The organism is Avibacterium paragallinarum, assembly GCF_011765605.1.
Lineage (GTDB): Bacteria > Pseudomonadota > Gammaproteobacteria > Enterobacterales > Pasteurellaceae > Avibacterium > Avibacterium paragallinarum.
Genome location: NZ_CP050316.1, coordinates 688,027 through 708,526, shown reverse-complemented (window position 1 = coordinate 708,526; position 20,500 = coordinate 688,027). Strand labels below are relative to the sequence as shown.

Sequence of the window (20,500 nt, the reverse complement as noted above, 5' to 3'; positions counted from 1 at the left end):
TGATCCTTGTCAATCCAATTTCTTTCATTGAAAGCTTTTTCTTGCTAAAACACTTAGGAATAAGGATAATATGTAGAAATAAGAATAAATTTTATTTAGATTAGAGAGTCAATATGGTCTTTTTGCGTTACCACCGTTATCTTTTTTCCTTATTCTTTTTCTTCTTTACCGCGTTTTCTCAAGCGTCGGAGAACTATCAGCAATGGGTTAATGACATACAAAATCGTTTAACCAAAACCGATGAACTTTATCAGCAAAATCAAATTGATGACGCACGCACCGAAGTGCAAATGGCCTATTTTGAAGTATTTGAGAATTTAGAGGGTCCGATTCGCATTAACTTTTCCGCACAAAAAAGCTACCAAATGGAAGCGATGTTTGGGGAAATTCGTAAAATGATTGGTGAGGGGAAACCGCTGAATGAGGTGCAGGCAAAAATCAATCAACTCAAACAAGACCTTCAAGCGGTTTTACCCGTTTTAGAGCAAGGGCATCAGCTCAACGCGTCCACGCAACACGATGTGTATCAACACGAAGAAATCGATCCTTATTGGCAAGAAAGTTTCAAAATTATTGATGATTTACTCGCCCAAGCAATTAGCGACTATCAAAAAGGGGAATTTGCTCAGGCGAAAAAACGCATTCAGCAAGCTCAATATGATGGCTATAAAAATAGCGAAATGGAAATGTCCATTCGTAAAAATCGTTCCGCAGCGGCTTCGGCGAGTATTAATCAACAGTTTTACGATTTGATTAAACTCAGCGAGCAACCCGAGCAAATTAATGCGTTAGGCTATCAAATCACCATACTGTTACAGGATATTGAAGAACAGCTCCCGCAACTGCCAACCACCAAAGCGGCACAGGCAACAACGCAAAGTGCGGTGCAAAATTCGCAAGATTTTTCTGATAAGCAAAACTGGAGCGAGGTGGCAACTCAGGTTAATGCGGGGATCAAAAATGCCATTGCCCTGTTTGCAAAAGGCGAAAGCAAAAAAGCGATGCTCGCCGTGCAAGATACCTATTTCGATATTTTTGAAAATAGCGGAATGGAAAACAAAATCGGCTCGCGCGATAGCAATTTTAAAACAGAAATTGAGGGCTACTTCACTCGCTTGGTGAGTCTAATGAAAGCCAATCAGCCCGCCGAACAACTGCATCAACAAGCACAAGGTTTAGCACAAAACCTAAATAAAGCAGTAGAAATGTTGCAAGGCAACCAGCAAAGCGATTGGGCAATGTTCCTTTATAGCTTCTTAATTATGCTGCGTGAGGGCTTAGAAGCCTTGCTGATTGTGGCGGCGATTGTGGCTTATTTAGTAAAAAATAATCATCAAGATAAATTACCAGTGATTAAGCAATCGGTCTATGTGGCGTTGATCGCCAGTGTTATCACCGCGGCTATTTTCCAGCTGGTGTTCTCTAATTCAGGGGCAAGCCGCGAATTACTCGAAGGTTTCACGATGATGATTGCCGTGGTAATGCTCTTTATGATGAGCTATTGGCTGCTTTCCAAAGTGGAAGCGCAAAACTGGAAACGCTATTTAGAAGGCAAACTTTCCGCTGCGCTCAGTACCGGATCACTCATTGGTTTATGGATCACCAGTTTCCTTGCGGTGTACCGCGAAGGCGCAGAAACCGTGTTGTTCTATTATGCGCTGGTTGGTGATGCCACTAACGCGATGAGCTATGTGTATTTATTCGCAGGCATTGTGGCAGGCGTTGTGGTGCTTGCTATTTGCTATGTGATTATGCGTTATTCGGTGGTGAAGTTGCCACTAAAACCGTTCTTTATGTTTACTGGTTCTTTTATGTATTTAATGGCATTTATTTTCGCAGGAAAATCGGTGCTAGAACTGATTGAAGGAAAACTGTTTGAGCCAACACTGGTTGCCAATGTGCCAGAAATTTCGTGGCTCGGCATTTATCCTTACATTGAAACCCTAACGCCTCAGGCTATTTTACTTATTGCAGCCGTTTTCGCTTTGTTCTATATGAAACACCAAAGCAAAAAACAGGCTTAATATTGATTTTTAACCTTTAATAAATAGGAGTTCCTATGAAAAAAACATTCGTTGCAGCGACTTTATTAGCAGGAATTTTAACTGCCCCTTCAGCCCTTGCCTTCAAAGAATACCCAATTGGTGAAGCGGTAACAATGAATGGTATGGAAATTGCTGCCGTTTATTTACAACCTATTGATATGGAACCGCGTGGAATGGGTTTATCTGCGAAAGACTCTGACATTCACCTTGAAGCAGATATTCACGCCACCAAAGGCAACGACAACGGCTTTGGCGAAGGCGAATGGATGCCATATTTAACCATCGCTTACACCTTGGTAAACACCGACACTGGTGAAAAACAAGAAGGCACATTTATGCCAATGGTCGCAGGCGATGGCCCACATTATGGTGCAAACGTAAAAATGATGGGCGTGGGTAACTACAAAGTTACCTATCACATCGATCCTCCATCAAAAGCTGGTATGCACCGCCACACCGACAGTGAAACAGGTGTAGGCCGCTGGTGGAAACCTTTTGATGTAAGCTATGAGTTTAAATTTACTGGGTTGAAATAATCCATTTTCAATCAGCAAAATAAATAAAAATTAACCTAGCACGTCTGTGCTAGGTTTCATTGTTACTAAAGTTACTCAAATACGATTTTTCTCATTGTTTTGTTAGCAGAATAATTAGAAAAATTTAGATTTTTGATTGAGATTATTATGAACTACTACTTCGTTTTTTTCCTTCAATCTGTTTTGCCGATTGCTTTGTTATTAGGCGTGAATTGGCTGAAATATGACAACCTTAATTTAAAACGAATCCTTTGGATTTCCCTGCTAGGGCTAGGCTGCGGTGCAGTAGGCTATTTGCAGCTGCCAGCTTCCCAATCAGTGAAACTAGGGCTAAGTATTTTCTTAATAACAATTCTCGTGCTGTTTTATCTCTCCCACTTTTTCCGTGCATTGAAATTGGCTTATTTTTGGCAATTTATGCTTTGCCTTGCTGCTGGTGCAATATGGTCAAGAGATCCCAATATTTCCGCCATTACCAACACGGACGTGATTAACACGGATTTTATTCTGCACTTAAGTGCGGGCATTTCTGGCGTGATTTTTTGCTTTTTGTTCGCCTTTTGGCTTTATCTTCTGTTAAGCCAAAATAAAACAGCGAAAAAACTCACCGCACTTCCCTTTTTGCTGATTTCACTCACTACCCTATTTTTACTCTTGCCTTTAATCGGTGAAGTATTACTTGGCTTGATGAAATTACAAGTGATTGATCTCACTAAAGCACGCTTAAGTTTTGTGGCAAAATCCAGCAATCTCATCAGTTATAGCAATTATTTTATCGCAAGCCTTGCGGGATTAAGCCTAATTTTCTTTGCAAAATGCGTCTATGCTAGCCATAAAAAAGCGGTGCAAAACAGCGTTCAACCTATTGAAAAACGGAAAAAATTAGCCCTGTTACAAACCAGCCGCCGCACGCTATTATGGGGTGTTGTCGCCTTATGTACCATCATCGCAGCACAACTTTATTGGGATCAGATCGCCTCTCGCCCACCGCAACTTTCTGAAGCAAAACCCGTAACGCTCGATAAACAAAACCACGTTCATATTCCTATCGAGCAGGTGAAAGACGGCAAATTACACCGTTTTGTGTGGATTGCCAGTGATGGTAAGGCGGTGCGTTTTTTCATTATCAACCGCTCAACGAAAAACCTCAGCTTGGCAGCGGTGTTTGATGCTTGCATTTTGTGCGGTGATCAAGGCTATGTAATGGAGGGCGATCAAGTGGTTTGTGTGGGCTGTGGCGTGCGAATGTTTATCCCGTCCATTGGTAAACCAGGCGGCTGTAACCCCGTGCCGATTGAAGATTGGCAACAAACCGATAGCGACGTGATTATCAGCAAAAAAAGCCTTGAAGACGGGCTGAACTATTTTTCTACCATCGTGGAATTGGACGTGAATGATCCAGTGGACGGCACAAAATTGAAAAATACCACCGCGGAGCATAAATACAATTACGCAGGCAAAACCTACTTCTTCGCCAATGAAAAAAATCTCAACGCGTTCCGCGATAATCCTGAAGCCTATCTTGCTAAAGAGGAAAATCCCTAATGCTTACTCGAATGTTATTCCAATCTTGGCGTTATGGGCTAAAACGCAAATTACTTGCCATTATGACGATTTTTCTCGCGGCGGGCTTGGTTTCTGCCCTTCTCGCGGTGTCCATTGATATTGGCGACAAAATGGCTCGCGAGCTGAAATCTTACGGTGCGAATATTTTGATCGAACCAGCCAGTCAGGCGGTGCTATCAAGTGAAATTAATGGCGGAAATAGCCTTTCTACGCAAGATTTTTTAGACCAAAAAGAAATGCCAAATGTGAAAGATATTTTTTGGCGTAATAATATTGTGGGCTTTGCTCCGTTACTCAGTGCGGAAGTGGCGGGCAAAAACCTCACGCAAGGCAATGAACGGAATGTCGCGATTTTAGGCACGTTCTTTGATCATCATATCGCCATTCCTGATGAAGAGGATTACCACACTGGGCAACGTATTATCAGCCCCTATTGGAAAGTGCAAGGGCAATGGGTGGACGACAGCCAATACCATTTTGGCGAAACGATCCCCGCTCTGCTTGGTAAACAATTAGCCAATCAAACCCAATGGAAAATCGGCGATCGCATTCAGTTGAGCTATCACGAGGGGCAAATTCAACGCATCGTAAACATTCATCTTGTCGGCATTTTAAGCACAGGTGGAACGGAAGAACAACAAATCGTGCTGCCATTAAGTGCGGTGCAAAATTTACTCAATTTATCGGGCAAGGTGCAAGGTATCAAGGTTTCCGCCCTCACTGTGCCAGAAAATAAGCTGTCCCGCAAAGCACGGGATAACCCTGACGCACTCGCCGCGGAGGAATATGACCGCTGGTATTGTACCGCCTATGTTTCCTCTATTTCACATCAATTAGAAGAGGCGATTTCGGGAGCAGTGGTGCGTCCAATCTGGCAAGTCGCCGCCTCTGAGGGCGTGGTGATTGAGAAAATCCAGCTCTTGCTAGCGGTGGTTACGGTTGCCGCCTTAGTCGCTGCCGCAATGGGGATCGCCTCATTAATGACCACTACCATTATTGAACGAAGCAAAGAAATCGGCTTGATGAAAGCCCTTGGGGCATATCAATGGCAAATCGTGTTGCTGTTTTATTGCGAAGCGATTCTCAGTGCCTTGATCGGCGGGGCGTTAGGCTGTGTAGCTGGCTGGGGCTTGGCAAAATTTATCGGCATTACCCTCTTTGGTTCTCCCCTTGATTTTGCTTGGATCGTTGTGCCTTGCGTACTCGTGCTTTCGGTGATTATCGCTCTAATCGGCACGTGGTTTCCTGCTCATCGCATTGCACAGCTTTACCCTGTGGAGGTGCTATATGGTCGCCAATAAAACGCGTACGATGTTTTGGCGTTTAATTATCAATGCGTTACGCTTACGCTTGCAACGGGTGATGATTATTTTCGCCGCACTCACTGTGGGGGCGAGTATTGTTACCGCAATGGCAGCGGTCTATTTCGACATCAACACCAAAATGAGCCAAGAGTTGCGTACTTTTGGTGCGAATTTTTATATCGGCTCAAACAGCAGTGGCTTGATGAATGAAACGGATTTCAACCACATTCTTAGCCAAGCTCCACAAGGTTTAATCACCGCAGCTAGCCCTTATCTTTACGGCGTCGCTCGCGCGGATCTAGAAAAAGTGGTGATAATGGGCGTTTGGTTTGACGCAATGCCCACCCTTTCCCCTTACTGGCAAATCACGGGAACGCCTATCGGGGTGAATTTTGATGATCGCAATGCGATGATTGGGAAATCTCTCGCTCAACGCTTAAATTTGAAAATTGGCGATAACATCACCTTAAATAAAGGCAACGAAAAACATCATTTTCACATTAAAGCCATTGTGGAAAGCGGTGATGCCACGGACAATATGCTGATTGTAAACCTTGAATTCGCCCAGCAATGGCTAGATAAAACAGGCTTAATCACTAATGCACTTCTGAATGTGAAAAACGATCAAGGGCAAGTGAGCCAATTTGCACAACAATTACAACAGCAATATCCTGATTTAGCCATTCGCCCGATCTTGAAAGTATCCGCCTCTGAGGGGCAAATTTTGGATAAAATCAAAGGCTTAATGGGCTTGATTTCCGTTGTAATTCTCATCCTAGCCACCCTTTGCGTGAATACCACGCTAATCGCCATTGTGGGCGAACGTGCGAAAGAATTTGCCCTGCAAAAAGCCTTAGGTGCAAAACAGCAAGATATTATTAAGCAAATTGGCACAGAAATTTTACTTATCGCATTTTGTGCTATTGTCGTGGGGCTAATCTTAGGGTATTTGCTAGCACAAATTCTCGGCATCACCGTGTTTAAAGCCTATATTGATTTGCGCTTACCCGTTATTCCGATCACGATTTTCCTTTCGCTCAGCGTCGCTTTTATTGCGGTGATCGTGCCAACGCGGAGAGCATTAGAGATTCAAACAGCCAACGTATTAAAAGGCGAATAAAATGAAAAATTATGTGATTGAAACCCAACATTTATACAAACTTTTTGGACAAGTTACCGCCCTTGAAGGCATTAATATCCAAATTGCTGAAGGGGAATTTGTAGCCATTATGGGCGCTTCAGGCTCAGGCAAAACCACGTTAATGAACATTCTCACGGGCTTAGACACCGCAACCTCTGGAAAAGTGATTTTAGACGGCGTGGACGCGGCTCAGCTCGATGAAACGGGTCGCCAGCGTTTTCGTGCGGAAAAAATCGGCTTGGTTTTCCAACAATTCCACCTCATTCCCTACTTAACCGCACTAGAAAACGTCATGCTCGCGCAGCATTATCACAGCGTTGTTGATGAAGAAGCTGCCAAAGCAGTATTAGCTCAAGTGGGCTTGGCTCACCGTTTTGATCACCGCCCAAGCCAACTTTCAGGGGGGGAACAACAACGAGTTTGTATCGCACGAGCCTTGGTTAATCAGCCCCCTGTCATCTTCGCTGATGAGCCTACAGGAAATCTTGATGAAAAAAACGAAAAACTCGTTCTTGATCTGCTTACCGAACTCAACCAACAAGGCAGAACTATCGTGATGGTTACCCATAACCCCGAACTAGGCAAACTCACACACCGCACGATTTTCCTCCAACACGGAAAATTTTTGCGCGAAGAAGTGAATAATTCACATTGTTAAAGGAGAATAATTTAATGACAACAATAACAACCATCAAACAACTCACCCCAGCATTAAGTTTGCAGCAATATAATGAAATTCCCGTGATCGCATTAGATCACCAAGTGGGTAAAGCTTTGATCTCGCTTCAAGGTGCACATTTATTTAGCTGGCAGCCAAAAGGCACGCAGAAAGACGTACTTTGGCTGAGTGAAATTGAACCGTTCAAATTAGGCAATGCCATTCGAGGTGGCGTGCCAATTTGCTATCCTTGGTTTGGTGGAGCAAAATCCCCGGCACACGGTTATGCGCGCATCAGTTTATGGCAGCTCAGTGATTATGAAATTGAAGAAAACAAAGTGCGGTTGGAATTTTGCTTATTTTCTTCAGAGCATTTGATTGAAGCCAAAACCACAATGATCTTTAGCCAAGATTGCGAAATTATTTTTCAGCATTATGGCCAAGAACCTGCCCAACTTGCGTTGCACAGCTATTTTAATTTAAGCGATGTGGCCAATGTGGAAGTGCAAAACTTGCCAACAGAATGCTTCAACGCATTAACTCAACAGCAAGAAAATGTGCCTTCTCCCCGTTTAATTGATCAGCATATTGATTGCATTTATACGGTGCAATCCCCTGTTTCTCATCACATTGTCGATAAAGGGGACGGGCGTACAATTAATGTGGCACATCATAATGCAAGCAATGTAGTGCTGTGGAATCCTTGGCATAAAGCTACTGGTGGAATGAGCGAAACAGGTTATAAAACAATGGTTTGTTTGGAAAGTGCGAGAATTACTAAACTGTTAGAACAAGGGGCAAATTGCTCTGTCCGAATATCAGTTCATCCCTAAAATAAGAGAATTTAAATCCAAAATTAAGATCTTTTATCAAAATAAAAAGATACGAACTCATAGAATTCGTATCTTTACTCTATACATATAAAATGTGTCGCTATTTTTGTGGATAGTTATTTTTAACTTTAGTAATACTCTGAAAAATTTGTTTTACTTGATTATTAAATACGGCACTATCTAAAATACTTGCATTTCTACTAAACTCGAAATTATTTTTTCCTGGAAATGGTGTAACACTTTCATCTTGTAAACGAAATACTATAACATTTTTAGGTAATCTCTTGTCTAATCCTTGTTTTAAATACTGTTGATAACTACGATCTCCATAGGGTTCCGCCTGTTTATCATTGTCCATAATAAAAACATAAAGATTATTTGTTGTTTTGGCTAATGCTCCCATATATTTTCCCAACAAATCAATTCTAGGCATCATCAAAATAATCTCTGCACTTTTTGTAAGCTTATGAAGTTTATTATTAATTCGATAACCATTTTTAGCTAGCTCAAGCAATGCATCACTTTCATAACGTTCACCGAGAAAAACAATGGGAACATAAGGTTTACCCGTGATAAAGTCATACTTATATTGATTTTTCAAGTCATTAACTTCCTCTTGAGTCAATTCGTATGCTTTTTTATTATCTGGCACTTGTACCGTTTCAGTTGCATAAGCCGATGTTGCCGAAAAAAAAGCAGCAACCACAACAAAATAAAGTTGTTTATAGAAAATTTTAAACATTTATTACACCTTTTTCTTAAGAAGCCTTTTCTACAATTAATTGATAGATTGTGTTTTATTTCTGTTTCATCGCTGGAAATAAAATCACATCGCGAATTGACGGGGCGTTAGCAAAGAGCATTGCTAAGCGGTCAATACCTAAGCCCTCGCCAGCCGTTGGTGGCAAGCCGTGTTCAAGTGCAGTAACAAAATCCTCATCTTTGAACATTGCTTCATCATCACCCGCTTCTTTGGCAGCCACTTGGGCGTCAAAGCGTTCCGCTTGGTCTTCTGCATCGTTAAGCTCTGAGAAACCGTTACCAATTTCACGTCCGCCGATGAATAATTCAAAGCGATCGGTTACTTCTGGGTTTTCATCATTACGGCGTGCTAATGGCGAGATTTCCGCAGGGTGAGCCATTAAGAACGTTGGCTGAATTAAGTGATGTTCTGCCACTTCTTCAAAAATTGCATTGACGATCGAGCCTAAGCCCCAAGATTTTTGTACTTCAATGCCGAGTTTGGAAGCCAAGGCTTTGGCACGATCGAGGTCGTACAGATCCTCTTTCACGATGCCTTTATCTGCACCGTGTTTTAAGATCGCCTCGTGCATTGTGATTCGCTCGAACGGTTTGCCGAAATCAAATTCATAATCACCGTATGGCACAATGGTTGTGCCTAAAATATCCAAGGCTAACTTGCGTAACAACTCTTCGGTATTATCCATTAAATCGTGATAATCCGCATAGGCTTGATAGTATTCGATCATCGTAAATTCTGGGTTATGACGCACCGATACGCCCTCGTTACGGAAGTTGCGGTTGAGTTCAAACACGCGTTCAAAGCCTCCCACCACAAGGCGTTTGAGGTAAAGCTCAGGGGCAATACGCAGATACATATCAATGTCTAAGGCATTGTGATGGGTCACAAACGGACGTGCAGCCGCTCCACCGGGGATCACTTGCAACATTGGCGTTTCTACTTCAATAAAGCCTTTGCTGATGAAATATTCACGCATTCCTGCAATCACTTTTGAACGGATAATAAAAGTGCGGCGAGATTCTTCGTTAGAAATAAGATCCAAATAACGCTGGCGATAACGCATTTCTTGATCCGCAAGACCGTGGAATTTATCTGGCAACGGACGTAATGCTTTGGTTAAAAGCTGCACTTCGCTAGCGCGCACGGTAAGCTCATTGGTTTTGGTTTTGAATAGCGTCCCTTTCACGCCCACAATATCGCCCAAATCCCAGTTGCCCACGTCATCGGCATAAACGCCCTCAGGCAAGTTGTCGCGAGCAATATAAAGCTGAATACGACCGCTCATATCTTGTAAGGTAACGAAAGTCGCTTTACCCATAATACGGCGTGTCATAATACGCCCAGCCACTTTCACTTCCACATCTTGCTCTTTCAAGGCTTCGCCATCAACCTCATCATATTGTTGATGTAAATCCTGTGCAAGGGCATCACGGCGGAAGGTATTTGGAAACGCATTGCCTTTTTTACGCAATGCCGCTAATTTTTCACGGCGAACCAACATCTCACCGTTTAAATCTAATTCTTGGGTTTGTTCTGTCATTTTGTTTTACCTTTATTAAAAAATAAAATGTGTTTGATTTTGAGGTCAAAAATTGTGATCTTAATGTTTATTTTGCTTTTTCTACAATCATTTCAATAGTATCTTGAACGCTTTTTTCCAGCAATATTTTCATTTTTTCCACATCAGAAAAAGCATCGTAATACATTGGGCGATCTTCAAACTTTATTGTAGTCAGCGGATAACCTGCTTTGAGTAATTCTAAATTCAGTAAAAGCCGCCCAGTACGTCCATTTCCATCAATAAAAGGGTGGATACGTTCAAAAGCGATGTGAAACTCTGCTAATTTATAGAAAAAATCTTGCTCGTCTTTATCTTCATCTTTGCGGTGATAATTTTCTAAAATTTGTTCCAAGCGTAAACTGATTTCAAAAGGTTCAGCGGTTTTCACATCAGTATTTAGAATTTCAACAAGCTGCGTTCTAAATCCTGTTCTTTCTGGTTCAACCAATGCCTGAATCTCACGAATGGTACGCAAAGATAAAGGTTCTTGGGATTTCGCTAATTCAAAGACAAAATGCAATGCGCGATGATGATTTTCCACATCGCGAATATCTTTAAGGGGTTTTGATACGCCAAAACCGTCTTTTAAAACGGTAACCGTTTCCCCTAAAGTCAGACTATTATTCTCAATTTTATTGGAATGATAATTATAGAAATAAATCAAATCATCATTAATAAAGGGCAGAGCCTTGAGAATTTTGTTGATGTCATTCATTGTCATTTTGTCACCTTGAGCTTATAACCCAGCCTTCAAACTCGCCTCAATAAATCTGTCCAAATCACCGTCTAGTACGGCTTGGGTGTTGCGGTTTTCTACGCCAGTACGCAGATCTTTAATGCGTGAGTCATCAAGCACATAAGAACGAATTTGACTGCCCCAGCCAATGTCGGATTTGTTATCTTCCATTGCTTGTTTTTCGGCATTTTGCTTTTGCAGTTCTAATTCGTAAAGTTTGGCCTTGAGCTGTTTCATCGCCTGATCTTTATTTTTATGCTGTGAACGATCGTTTTGACATTGCACCACAATACCGCTTGGAATATGGGTAATTCGCACCGCACTTTCGGTTTTATTCACGTGCTGACCGCCCGCGCCAGATGCGCGATACACATCAATACGCAAATCCGCTGGATTGATTTCAATATCAATATTGTCATCAATTTCAGGATAAACAAAGGCAGCGCTGAAAGAGGTGTGGCGGCGATTGTTGGAGTCAAAAGGGCTTTTACGCACTAAGCGGTGAATCCCTGTTTCGGTGCGTAGCCAACCAAAAGCGTATTCCCCTGAAACGCGAATAGTGGCTGATTTTATCCCTGCCACATCGCCATCAGACACTTCCATTAGCTCCGTTTTAAAGCCTTTGCTTTCCGCCCAGCGAAGATACATTCTCAGTAGCATTTCTGTCCAATCTTGAGCTTCTGTGCCACCTGATCCTGCTTGCAGATCCACATAGCAATCGGCACTGTCGTGTACACCGCTGAACATTCGGCGAAATTCAAGCCCTGCGAGTTTTTGCTCAAGCTCGTCTAATTCGGCAACGGCTTCGTTGAAAGTGGCTTCGTCTTCCGCTTCAATGGCGAGTTCAAGCAAGCCGTCCACATCATCTAACCCTTGTTGCAAATTGTTGATGGTATTCACCACGCTTTCAAGGCTGGCACGCTCTTTGCCTAAGGCTTGGGCTTTTTCTGGCTCGTTCCACACATCGGGCTGTTCCAGCTCGGCATTCACTTCTTCTAAACGTTCGACTTTACTATCAAAGTCAAAGATACCCCCTGAGGGTTAAAGTGCGGTCAGATAAATCCGCAATTTTGTTTTTTATGGGATTAATTTCAAACATAAATCCTATTTCTATTTGTTAAGAATTAAAGGGCGAATTATATGCTATTTTCAGCAAATTGGATAGGTCAATTATCTGAATGCCTTTTCCTATTAGCTTGTTGCAAGGGCTTGTGATAAAATCCGCCCACGTTCAAATGGAATCAGATTTAGGAACAAAAATGAAAAAAATAATGACCGCACTTTCTTGTGCTGTGTTATCCCTTTCTGCAGCGGCAAGCGACAGCCAAATCGAAGCCCAGTTAAAAAAATTAGGCGTTTCGCAAATGGAAATTAAGGCTTCGCCGATTAATGGAGTAAAAACTGTCGTGAGCAACGAGGGGATTTTCTATGCCTCTGAAGACGGCAAATATGTCATTCAAGGGCAACTCTACGAATTAACGGATAAAGGCCCTGTGGATTTAACAGGTAAATTTTTACTTGATAAATTAAATAGTTATAAAAATGAAATGATCGTTTACCCTGCCAAAGATGAAAAATATGTGGTTACGGTGTTTATGGATATTACCTGCCATTACTGCCATTTATTGCACGAACAAATCAGCCAATACAACGATTTAGGCATTACGGTGCGTTATCTGGCATTTCCGCGTGGCGGTTTAAATTCCAACACGGCGAAGCAAATGGAAGCCATTTGGCAAGCGAAAGATCCCGTAAATGCGTTAAACGAAGCGGAAAAAGGCAACTTGCCGAAAACCTTGAAGAATGCGGAAATGGTGAAAAAACATTATGAGCTAGGCATTCAATTTGGCGTGCGTGGAACACCAAGCATTGTATTGCCAAATGGCGAATTAATCGGCGGTTATTTACCGCCAAAAGAATTGCTCAAAGCCTTACAAGCACAACAATAAAAGTGCGGTCAGATTTTTTCGCATTTTTTACTTGATTGGTTTGACGGGCGGAGGATAGCCTTTCGCCCTTATCTAATCAGAGTAAATCCGTGTTTATACGTCCGACCGAAAAGAGAGAAATCGCAGCAAAATTCGCAGTTATGAATAAAGCAATCCAACGCCGTCCTATCACCACTGAACAGCCCCTTTGCGATCACCCATTGCTTGATCGCCTTTACCGTGCTCGGCAAATAAAAACACCGCAACAATTAGACCGCACTTTGAAAGCGATGCTTTCACCCCATCAACTTTTAGGAATGGAGAAAGCAGTGGTGTTGCTGGCGGAAGCTCGAATGGCACAAAAACGCATTGTCATCGTGGGGGATTTTGATGCGGACGGAGCAACCAGCACCGCACTCACCGTGTTGGCATTGCGTCAGCTTGGTTTTCAGCAGGTGGATTACCTTGTCCCCAACCGTTTTGAGCAGGGCTACGGGCTGAGCGTTGAGGTGGCAAAACTGGCGTTGGAAAAAAACGTTGAAGTGCTGATCACGGTGGATAACGGTATTTCTTCCTTTGAGGGAGTGAAATATTTAACCCAACAAGGCGTGCAAGTGCTGATAACGGATCACCATTTACCCGCTGAAACCTTGCCCGAAGCGGACGCCATTGTGAACCCTAATTTACCCCAATGTGCTTTTCCCTCGAAATCCTTAGCGGGTGTTGGCGTTGCGTTTTATGTAATGTTGGCATTGCGCGCTAAGCTGCGAGAGCTGGGCGTTTTTGATGTGAAAACCCAGCCCAATTTTACCGATTTGCTGGATTTAGTCGCCTTAGGCACAATTGCCGATGTTGTGCCGTTGGATCAAAATAACCGCATTTTAGCCTATCAAGGGTTGCAACGAATCCGAGCGGGGCGTTGTCGCTATGGCATTCAAGCCTTGGCGGAGGTGGCAAATCGCGATCTGAGCCGTTTCAGTGCGTCAGATTTAGGCTTTGCCATTGCGCCACGTTTAAATGCCGCAGGGCGGTTGGACAATATGTCGGTAGGCGTGGAATTGTTATTGGCTGAAGATATGCCCTCCGCCCGTGCTTTGGCATTGGAGCTAGACGGCTTAAATCAAACCCGCAAAGAGATTGAACAGGGAATGAAGCTCGAAGCCTTAGAAATCTGCCGAAAACTGACCGCACTTACCCCACCATTACCCACTGGCATTGTGCTGTATCAGGCGGATTGGCATCAAGGTGTATTGGGGATTTTGGCTTCAAGATTGAAAGATCAGTTTCACCGCCCCGTGATTGCCTTTGCACAGGATCAAGCAGGCGTGCTTAAAGGCTCGGCACGCTCCATTGAGGGGCTGCACATTCGTGATGCGTTGGAACGGTTGCATTCTCGCCACCCTGACATCATTTTGAAATTTGGCGGACACGCAATGGCAGCGGGATTGAGCATTCAAGAAGAAAAATTTAGTGATTTTCAACGCCTATTTAACGAGGTGGTGGAAGAGTGCTTAGACGAAAAAGATCTACAAGGCATTGTGTGGACGGACGGCGAACTGGCAAGCCAATTTATGAATTTGGATACTGCCGAGCTTCTCAAACAATCAGGACCTTGGGGACAAGCCTTCCCCGAGCCAACGTTTGACGGCGAATTTAAATTGCTTCAGCAACGTTTAGTGGGGGAAAAGCACCTCAAAATGATGCTTGAGCCGCAAAATGGCGGGCCATTGCTTGATGCCATCGCGTTTAATGTGGACACCCGTTATTACCCCGATCTTTCGCTGAAAAAGGTAAAACTGGCATATAAGTTAGACGTAAATGAATATCGTGGACAACGCAATATTCAGTTGTTAGTAGATTATATAGAACCTTTGGCATAGGCAGGGCAAATGTGGCGTTTACGTTTTCCCACGATATGCTCGAAATATCGTACAAAATTATACCAGACATCGCAGTATTAGACTTTTAATTAACAAATAACGACAAGAGAAAAAGAATGAAAATAGGCATTGTTGGAGCAATGGCACAAGAAGTCGCCACCTTAAGCTCGCAAATGGAAAATAAAACCACCACTCAAATTGGTGGTGCAACCATCTATCAAGGCAAAATTAACGGCAAAGAGGTCGCCTTATTGCAGTCGGGCATTGGCAAAGTGGCAGCCGCAATGGGAACTACGGCATTATTACAACTGGCTCAACCTGATGTCATCATTAACACGGGATCAGCGGGCGGCGTGGCTCAAGGGCTTAAGGTGGGCGATGTGGTGATTTCCACCCAAACCGCACACCACGATGCCGATGTTACGGCGTTTGGCTACGAAAAAGGACAACTTCCTGCTTGCCCCGCACGCTTTAATTCTGATGAAAAACTGACCGCACTTGCTTTACAAGTGGCACAAGCACAAGGGCAAAATGTCCACCAAGGGTTGATTTGCTCAGGGGATAGCTTTATTCACGGCGGAGAAGCCTTAACACAAATTAAGCACGATTTCCCTGATGTCATCGCGGTGGAAATGGAAGCTGCCGCAATCGCCCAAGTTTGCCACGCTTTCAAGGTGCCATTTGTGGTGGTACGTGCCATTTCTGACGGCGGTGATGGAAAAGCCAGCATCTCTTTTGAAGAATTTCTTCCGCTCGCTGCCAAACAATCTTCCGCAATGGTGTTGGCGATGATCGATAAACTGTCATAAACATTCCAGATTAAAGCCTTAGTGATTATCTAAGGCTTTTGATTATGTTTAAAATCCTATATCTATAGTATGACTTATGCCTTTATCAATAAAAAACTAAGGTCGTATGTTTTCTCCAGAAAGAATAATCTCAACACGTCTATCTGGTTGTAAACAATGGATTAACGCTTTCGTCGCTTTACTCCCTTTACAATGTGTTGTAATAGGATTGTCTTCACCTTGAGAAGTTACTGTCATATTTTTATTCAACCCCTGAGCTTTCAAATAATTTGCAATTGACTCTGCTCGTTTTAATCCTAGTTGCTTATTGTATTGCTGACTTCCTAAACGATCGGTATGTCCGATCAAAGCAATATGTTTAATATGAGAATGCTCTATTTTCATCAAAATATTATCAATTTTGTCACGTTCTTTTGGTAATAAATCAGGTAGTGTGGATTTATTAAACACAAATAGTGCATCAGTATTAAGTTTGAATGTTGTTGTAACCGATTTCGGACTAGGCAAATTGTATTTTATTCCCAGTGTACCGCGGTATCCATAGAAACGTTCACGTTTTCCAAACGCCTGTTCATAACGAATATCAGCATAAAAGACGATATTTGCTTTTAAAGGGAATTGAATACCTATTCCCGCATCCCACCACGTTGTCACATAACGGGAATTTATCGGAAGATTATTCACATAAGCGGTATATTGATGTTTAAAATCGTGCCAAATACTCGCCGTTGCATATATCGTTTTTTGCTCTCTTTGTCCACGATTGCTCATTATATTATATGCCCCTCTAACCCCAACACGACCAAGCAAACGATGGACTTTCGGAAAAGTGATTTCTGTATCATCCAGTTTAATATTTTTCAACGAAAGGAATTGATAAATTAGCTGCGATTGTGGTTCAAGCACCCAATAATTCTTATCTTGTCCTGATGAGTAAAACCTTAATGCTTTTCCTATTTCCGCTGATACCATTAACCCCAACGCCGGATTCACCACTCGAGTGTCATTCAAGTTAGAAAAATATTGATTACGAAAATAAGATAATTGCCCAACGAGATCAAGATAGTTTCCATTTTTTCCATAATGCGTATGTGCTATTCCTAAATGAAAATGATGAGAAATAAGTTTTCCAACAGTTGTATTGTGCGACGCTGCATAATCTAAATGGCTCGTTGCTCTGCTATATCCACCAAATATACCCGTTAGAGAATATTCTCCACCAGCGTTTTTTACAACCTTATCTTTGCCTAACTGAACCCCATAATTACGCATTGTCAATTCTCCCAATTTATCTGATGTTTGCGTAAACATCGCGTGATTCAATAAACGCCCCCATGTTTGTGATGAAATCCCCTCTACTCCTTGGTAAACACCACGACGCTCATTCAATGTTCGAATACCATCTAGCCCTTGAGCTAAATTAATTTGAGACATAAGAACAACAGGGCTTAGATTGTGTTTATCAACAGCAACGGGTGTATCTTTATCTATAACTTTATCTATATCCTTATCTATAACTTTATCTATATCCTTATCTATAACTTTATCTATATCTGTATTTGTATCTGTATCATTTTTTTCGCCAGTACTAACAGTGGTAGAGATATCACCAGTCTCTTTAGTGTTAGTAGTTTCAGTAGGTTCAGGTTTAGGTTCAGAGTCAGCTTTAGGATCATCGGTAGGATCATCGGTAGGTTCAGCGTCAGGTTCAGCGGTAGGTTCAGCGTCAGGTTCAACAGGTTCAACAGGTTCAACAGGTTTAGGTTCAGGTTTATGTTCAGTTTCAGGTTTATGTTCAGTTTCAGGTTTATGTTCAGTTTCAGGTTTATGTTCAGGTTCAGTTCCAGGTTCAGTTCCAGGTTCAGGTTTAGCGTCAGGTTTAGATGTAGGTTCAGCGTCAGGTTTAGATTTAGGTTCAGCGTCAGGTTCAACACTAGGGGCAGGGTCCCCCCCAGTAGGGGTACCAGGATCATTAGTATTGCCAGAAACACCTACATTACCAGTAACCCCCTCCTCATGTCCTGGCTTAGAATCATTTCTATCACAACAAACTTCCACTTCATTTCCCCTAGTAGGTTTTGCTGGAGGATTTTGGTCGGCTGGTGGGTTATGGCTTCCTGTAGGTTCAACTGTAATACCAGAATCAATAGGGGCAAACAATTCTGAGTTTTCAGATTGATCTTGAGAAATACGTTTATAAGACATTGTAGAACTTTTCTCTCTAGCATTTGGGCAGTTACCTTTATCGTCCTTGTCTCGACGACAATCTTCAACCCTAAAACCTTGCGTGGTAATGTTCTGCCCAAGACAATCTGGATTAGCTGTTTGCTGATGTTTTTTCTCTCCAATATATTGGTAACAATTCTCTGGGTAACAGCCCCTAATCTTTTCTTTGCCTATTTGTTCCTTTTTGCAATTCTATAATTCTTCATTAGACGCCCTGCATTCAAAATAATGCATTGCGTCGCTTTTTTCCTCTTGAGTAGCATATACATTAAATGTCATAAATATTACTGAACAGCTAGCAAGTAATATCATCCGAAACACAGTTATGAGATAAATTTTCATTTCACCACCTTAAATACAGTAACAAATTGCTTACAATTATATCAAATACTACCATAGAGGTATATCACTAAATAAAACTGTAAAAAAATAACCGCACTTTATTTGGATAAGAGGTGAAATAAAATACTCTCTTTACGCTTTTTTCAAGAATTCAGATTTTAGTGAAAAACTTTGTCCATCAATTTTACAATCCACATTATGATCACCATCAACCAAACGAATATTTTTCGCTTTCGTGCCTTTTTTCAACACGATAGACGAACCTTTCACTTTCAAATCTTTAATTAAAATCACGCTATCCCCATCTTGTAACGGATTACCGTTACTGTCTTTGACGATTTTCTCATCACTTTCTGCTTCCTCATTGCCCGACCATTCATAAGCACAATCAGGGCAAACAAAATTGGCTCCATCGTAATAAACATATTCGCCTTGACATTTCGGGCAGATTGGTTGTTGTTCCATTTTTTCCTCATAAATAATTAAAGTCTATTTAAACAATTAGTTAGTTCGTATTACTAATACTTAGCAAGCAGTATAGCAAAGAAATCCATCGCCCCATAAGCATTTTTCAGGTGCCAGACACACTAATTTTCGTTACACTACAATTTTTTAAACTAAGGAAGAGCAAATGAAGAAATATTCGTTATTAGTTAGCCTCACTACATTACTATATACCACCTACTCACCAGCCCATAATATTCAACTTAATGCGTTATTACCTGCTGTAACGGTAGCAGACAAAGGTGAATTACTTATTGAAAATCAAGAAATTAATACAAAGCCTTGGACTGTAAGTCAGTTAAATGGCAAAGTTCGCATCATACAACATATTGCAGGACGCAGTGCCGCAAAAGAAAAAAATCAGCCATTAATGGATGCGATTAAAACTCAGCATTTCAATGGGCTACATTATCAAACCACCAATATTATTAATTCAGATGATGCGATTTTCGGTACTGGGGCTTTTGTTCGAAGCAGTGCAGAAAAAGCCAAGAAAGAAAATTCCCATAGTCAAATTGTGCTAGATAATCAAAGTGCGGTGAAAAATGCGTGGCAATTAAAAGAAAAAGACAGTCTGATCGTGGTGCTAGATAAAAATGGGAAAGTTAAATTTGTACAGGAAGGTAAACTTTCCCCCGCTCAAATTAATGAAGTTTTGAGCTTAGTGAATACCCTGTTGAAAAATAACTAAACAAATGTGCCGATTTTGGCACATTTCTCCCCAAACACCTTTCTTATTGCATTCCTTAAGATTCATTCACCTCTTTCTTATCCTACATACCATATTCGAAAGACGATTTAAAAAGAAGACAATACCACAAAACTTATTGAAACGATAACTGTTATCAATTAAAATTCATCTCCCTTTATTTTGCATTCTCAGTAACAAGGAAATATTGTGTTTGAATTAAATTCGGTATCGTTTGCCTTAGCCGAAAAAGTTTTATTACAGCCGATTTCGTTACAATTCAACACAGGTAAAATTTACGGCATTATTGGGCCGAACGGTTCGGGGAAATCCACGTTAATTAAGCTACTTGCCCGTCAGCAGGCGGTAACCAGCGGGGAGTTGCGTTTTGCACAGCGTCCCATTCAGCAATGGAAAAGCAAAGCATTTGCCCGTGAGGTGGCGTATTTGCCTCAAAATCTCCCGCAGGCGAGTAATTTAACGGTGAAAAATTTGCTTCAAATGGGGCGTTATGCGTGGAATGGGCTGTTAGGACGCACCCCAAAGCAAGATGAACAAGCCATTCAAAACGCGTTGCAATGGACGAATATGCAAGCCTATGCCGATCAATTTGTGGACACCCTTTCAGGCGGTGAACGCTCTCGTGTGTGGCTGGCAATGTTATTGGCACAGCAAAGCCGTTTTTTGTTATTAGATGAGCCTTTAGCAGCATTAGATATTGCCCATCAAGTGGAAGTAATGCAACTGATCGAAAAATTGGTGAAACAGCTGAATTTAGGGGTAATCATCGTGATCCACGACATCAATCTTGCCGCCCGTTTTTGCCATCAGCTTATCGCCTTACAAAGAGGCAGATTATTAATGCAGGGTTCACCGCAAGAAATAATGACCCCCAAAGCCCTCGCACAGATTTATCACATTGATTTGCAAGTGCAATCTCACCCTATTGACCACGTTCCAGTGGCATTTTTCTAGAGGCG

Annotated in this window: 18 protein-coding genes; 12 read left to right on the top strand and 6 right to left on the bottom strand. The window is 42.0% G+C overall.

Going from position 1 to position 20,500, the window contains the following annotated elements; all coding sequences use genetic code 11:
- Positions 1-113 precede the first annotated feature (113 nt).
- The 7 genes from HBL79_RS03535 to HBL79_RS03505 all read left to right on the top strand — a co-directional run bounded on the left by HBL79_RS03535 (position 114) and on the right by HBL79_RS03505 (position 8,083).
- The gene (locus HBL79_RS03535; RefSeq protein ID WP_035687153.1) at positions 114-2,024 is read left to right on the top strand and encodes an FTR1 family iron permease; all 1,911 of its coding nucleotides are present in this window, start codon (positions 114-116) and stop codon (positions 2,022-2,024) included.
- A gap of 35 nt (positions 2,025-2,059) precedes the next feature.
- Positions 2,060-2,581 carry an iron transporter gene (locus tag HBL79_RS03530; protein ID WP_017805905.1) on the top strand — a complete coding sequence of 174 codons (522 nt, stop codon included), beginning with the start codon at positions 2,060-2,062 and terminating at the stop codon, positions 2,579-2,581.
- Positions 2,582-2,728: 147 nt separating this feature from the next.
- Positions 2,729-4,126 carry a Fe-S-containing protein gene (locus tag HBL79_RS03525; RefSeq protein ID WP_035687155.1) on the top strand — a complete coding sequence of 466 codons (1,398 nt, stop codon included), beginning with the start codon at positions 2,729-2,731 and terminating at the stop codon, positions 4,124-4,126.
- On the top strand, positions 4,126-5,448 hold the full coding sequence (locus HBL79_RS03520; protein ID WP_035687157.1) for an ABC transporter permease: 1,323 nt from the start codon (positions 4,126-4,128) through the stop codon (positions 5,446-5,448). The genes HBL79_RS03525 and HBL79_RS03520 overlap by 1 nt, the downstream gene beginning before the upstream one ends.
- Positions 5,435-6,571, top strand: coding sequence for an ABC transporter permease (locus HBL79_RS03515; protein ID WP_035687160.1), 1,137 nt, complete (start codon positions 5,435-5,437; stop codon positions 6,569-6,571). The genes HBL79_RS03520 and HBL79_RS03515 overlap by 14 nt, the downstream gene beginning before the upstream one ends.
- Before the next feature lies 1 nt (position 6,572).
- The gene (locus HBL79_RS03510; RefSeq protein ID WP_035687163.1) at positions 6,573-7,250 is read left to right on the top strand and encodes an ABC transporter ATP-binding protein; all 678 of its coding nucleotides are present in this window, start codon (positions 6,573-6,575) and stop codon (positions 7,248-7,250) included.
- A 14-nt stretch (positions 7,251-7,264) separates the two neighbouring features.
- Positions 7,265-8,083: a D-hexose-6-phosphate mutarotase gene (locus HBL79_RS03505; protein ID WP_035687166.1), complete on the top strand. Its 819-nt coding sequence runs from the start codon at positions 7,265-7,267 to the stop codon at positions 8,081-8,083.
- Between the two features lie 100 nt (positions 8,084-8,183).
- Here the strand turns inward: HBL79_RS03505 and HBL79_RS03500 are convergent, their stop codons facing one another.
- The 4 genes from HBL79_RS03500 to prfB form a co-directional block, all read right to left on the bottom strand.
- Positions 8,184-8,825, bottom strand: coding sequence for a hypothetical protein (locus HBL79_RS03500; RefSeq protein WP_017805912.1), 642 nt, complete (start codon positions 8,823-8,825; stop codon positions 8,184-8,186).
- Positions 8,826-8,880: 55 nt separating this feature from the next.
- Entirely contained in the window at positions 8,881-10,386 is a 1,506-nt protein-coding gene (gene lysS / locus HBL79_RS03495) for a lysine--tRNA ligase (protein ID WP_035687170.1), read from the bottom strand.
- 67 nt (positions 10,387-10,453) lie between these two features.
- Positions 10,454-11,128 (bottom strand): Fic family protein, encoded by a 675-nt coding sequence (locus HBL79_RS03490; protein WP_046097369.1) that lies wholly within the window; start codon positions 11,126-11,128, stop codon positions 10,454-10,456.
- Positions 11,129-11,143: 15 nt separating this feature from the next.
- A protein-coding gene (prfB, locus tag HBL79_RS03485) for a peptide chain release factor 2 (RefSeq protein ID WP_124994813.1) occupies positions 11,144-12,242 on the bottom strand; the annotation gives its coding sequence in 2 pieces (ribosomal slippage) (positions 11,144-12,166 and positions 12,168-12,242; 1,098 coding nt in all).
- Between the two features lie 160 nt (positions 12,243-12,402).
- Between prfB and dsbC the strand changes: the two genes are divergently transcribed.
- The 3 genes from dsbC to mtnN all read left to right on the top strand — a co-directional run bounded on the left by dsbC (position 12,403) and on the right by mtnN (position 15,760).
- Positions 12,403-13,092 (top strand): bifunctional protein-disulfide isomerase/oxidoreductase DsbC, encoded by a 690-nt coding sequence (gene dsbC, locus HBL79_RS03480; RefSeq protein WP_035687266.1) that lies wholly within the window; start codon positions 12,403-12,405, stop codon positions 13,090-13,092.
- A gap of 140 nt (positions 13,093-13,232) precedes the next feature.
- Positions 13,233-14,951 carry a single-stranded-DNA-specific exonuclease RecJ gene (recJ, locus tag HBL79_RS03475; protein ID WP_046097368.1) on the top strand — a complete coding sequence of 573 codons (1,719 nt, stop codon included), beginning with the start codon at positions 13,233-13,235 and terminating at the stop codon, positions 14,949-14,951.
- A gap of 116 nt (positions 14,952-15,067) precedes the next feature.
- Entirely contained in the window at positions 15,068-15,760 is a 693-nt protein-coding gene (gene mtnN / locus HBL79_RS03470) for a 5'-methylthioadenosine/S-adenosylhomocysteine nucleosidase (RefSeq protein ID WP_035687176.1), read from the top strand.
- 96 nt (positions 15,761-15,856) lie between these two features.
- On the opposite strand, the gene HBL79_RS03465 is transcribed toward mtnN, so the two are convergent.
- Both HBL79_RS03465 and HBL79_RS03460 read right to left on the bottom strand, forming a co-directional pair.
- A complete protein-coding gene (locus tag HBL79_RS03465; protein ID WP_051128090.1) occupies positions 15,857-17,965 on the bottom strand; it encodes an autotransporter outer membrane beta-barrel domain-containing protein in 2,109 nt (702 codons plus the stop codon).
- A gap of 495 nt (positions 17,966-18,460) precedes the next feature.
- Positions 18,461-18,793 (bottom strand): zinc ribbon domain-containing protein YjdM, encoded by a 333-nt coding sequence (locus HBL79_RS03460; RefSeq protein ID WP_035687179.1) that lies wholly within the window; start codon positions 18,791-18,793, stop codon positions 18,461-18,463.
- 166 nt (positions 18,794-18,959) lie between these two features.
- Here HBL79_RS03460 and HBL79_RS03455 point away from each other — a divergent pair, with 166 nt between their 5' ends.
- A complete protein-coding gene (locus HBL79_RS03455) occupies positions 18,960-19,523 on the top strand; it encodes a YtfJ family protein (protein WP_046097367.1) in 564 nt (187 codons plus the stop codon).
- Positions 19,524-19,730: 207 nt separating this feature from the next.
- On the top strand, positions 19,731-20,495 hold the full coding sequence (locus HBL79_RS03450; protein WP_035687181.1) for an ABC transporter ATP-binding protein: 765 nt from the start codon (positions 19,731-19,733) through the stop codon (positions 20,493-20,495).
- Positions 20,496-20,500 lie beyond the last annotated feature (5 nt).

Coding starts and splice junctions, on each gene's coding strand:
- HBL79_RS03535 (WP_035687153.1), top strand. CDS start 114: ATGGTCTTTTTGCGTTACCACCGTTATCTTTTTTCCTTATTCTTTTTC.
- HBL79_RS03510 (WP_035687163.1), top strand. CDS start 6,573: ATGAAAAATTATGTGATTGAAACCCAACATTTATACAAACTTTTTGGA.
- HBL79_RS03460 (WP_035687179.1), bottom strand. CDS start 18,793: ATGGAACAACAACCAATCTGCCCGAAATGTCAAGGCGAATATGTTTAT.
- HBL79_RS03465 (WP_051128090.1), bottom strand. CDS start 17,965: ATGTCTTATAAACGTATTTCTCAAGATCAATCTGAAAACTCAGAATTG.
- mtnN (WP_035687176.1), top strand. CDS start 15,068: ATGAAAATAGGCATTGTTGGAGCAATGGCACAAGAAGTCGCCACCTTA.
- HBL79_RS03515 (WP_035687160.1), top strand. CDS start 5,435: ATGGTCGCCAATAAAACGCGTACGATGTTTTGGCGTTTAATTATCAAT.
- dsbC (WP_035687266.1), top strand. CDS start 12,403: ATGAAAAAAATAATGACCGCACTTTCTTGTGCTGTGTTATCCCTTTCT.
- recJ (WP_046097368.1), top strand. CDS start 13,233: ATGAATAAAGCAATCCAACGCCGTCCTATCACCACTGAACAGCCCCTT.
- HBL79_RS03505 (WP_035687166.1), top strand. CDS start 7,265: ATGACAACAATAACAACCATCAAACAACTCACCCCAGCATTAAGTTTG.
- HBL79_RS03490 (WP_046097369.1), bottom strand. CDS start 11,128: ATGACAATGAATGACATCAACAAAATTCTCAAGGCTCTGCCCTTTATT.
- HBL79_RS03525 (WP_035687155.1), top strand. CDS start 2,729: ATGAACTACTACTTCGTTTTTTTCCTTCAATCTGTTTTGCCGATTGCT.
- HBL79_RS03520 (WP_035687157.1), top strand. CDS start 4,126: ATGCTTACTCGAATGTTATTCCAATCTTGGCGTTATGGGCTAAAACGC.
- HBL79_RS03500 (WP_017805912.1), bottom strand. CDS start 8,825: ATGTTTAAAATTTTCTATAAACAACTTTATTTTGTTGTGGTTGCTGCT.
- HBL79_RS03530 (WP_017805905.1), top strand. CDS start 2,060: ATGAAAAAAACATTCGTTGCAGCGACTTTATTAGCAGGAATTTTAACT.
- lysS (WP_035687170.1), bottom strand. CDS start 10,386: ATGACAGAACAAACCCAAGAATTAGATTTAAACGGTGAGATGTTGGTT.
- HBL79_RS03455 (WP_046097367.1), top strand. CDS start 18,960: ATGAAGAAATATTCGTTATTAGTTAGCCTCACTACATTACTATATACC.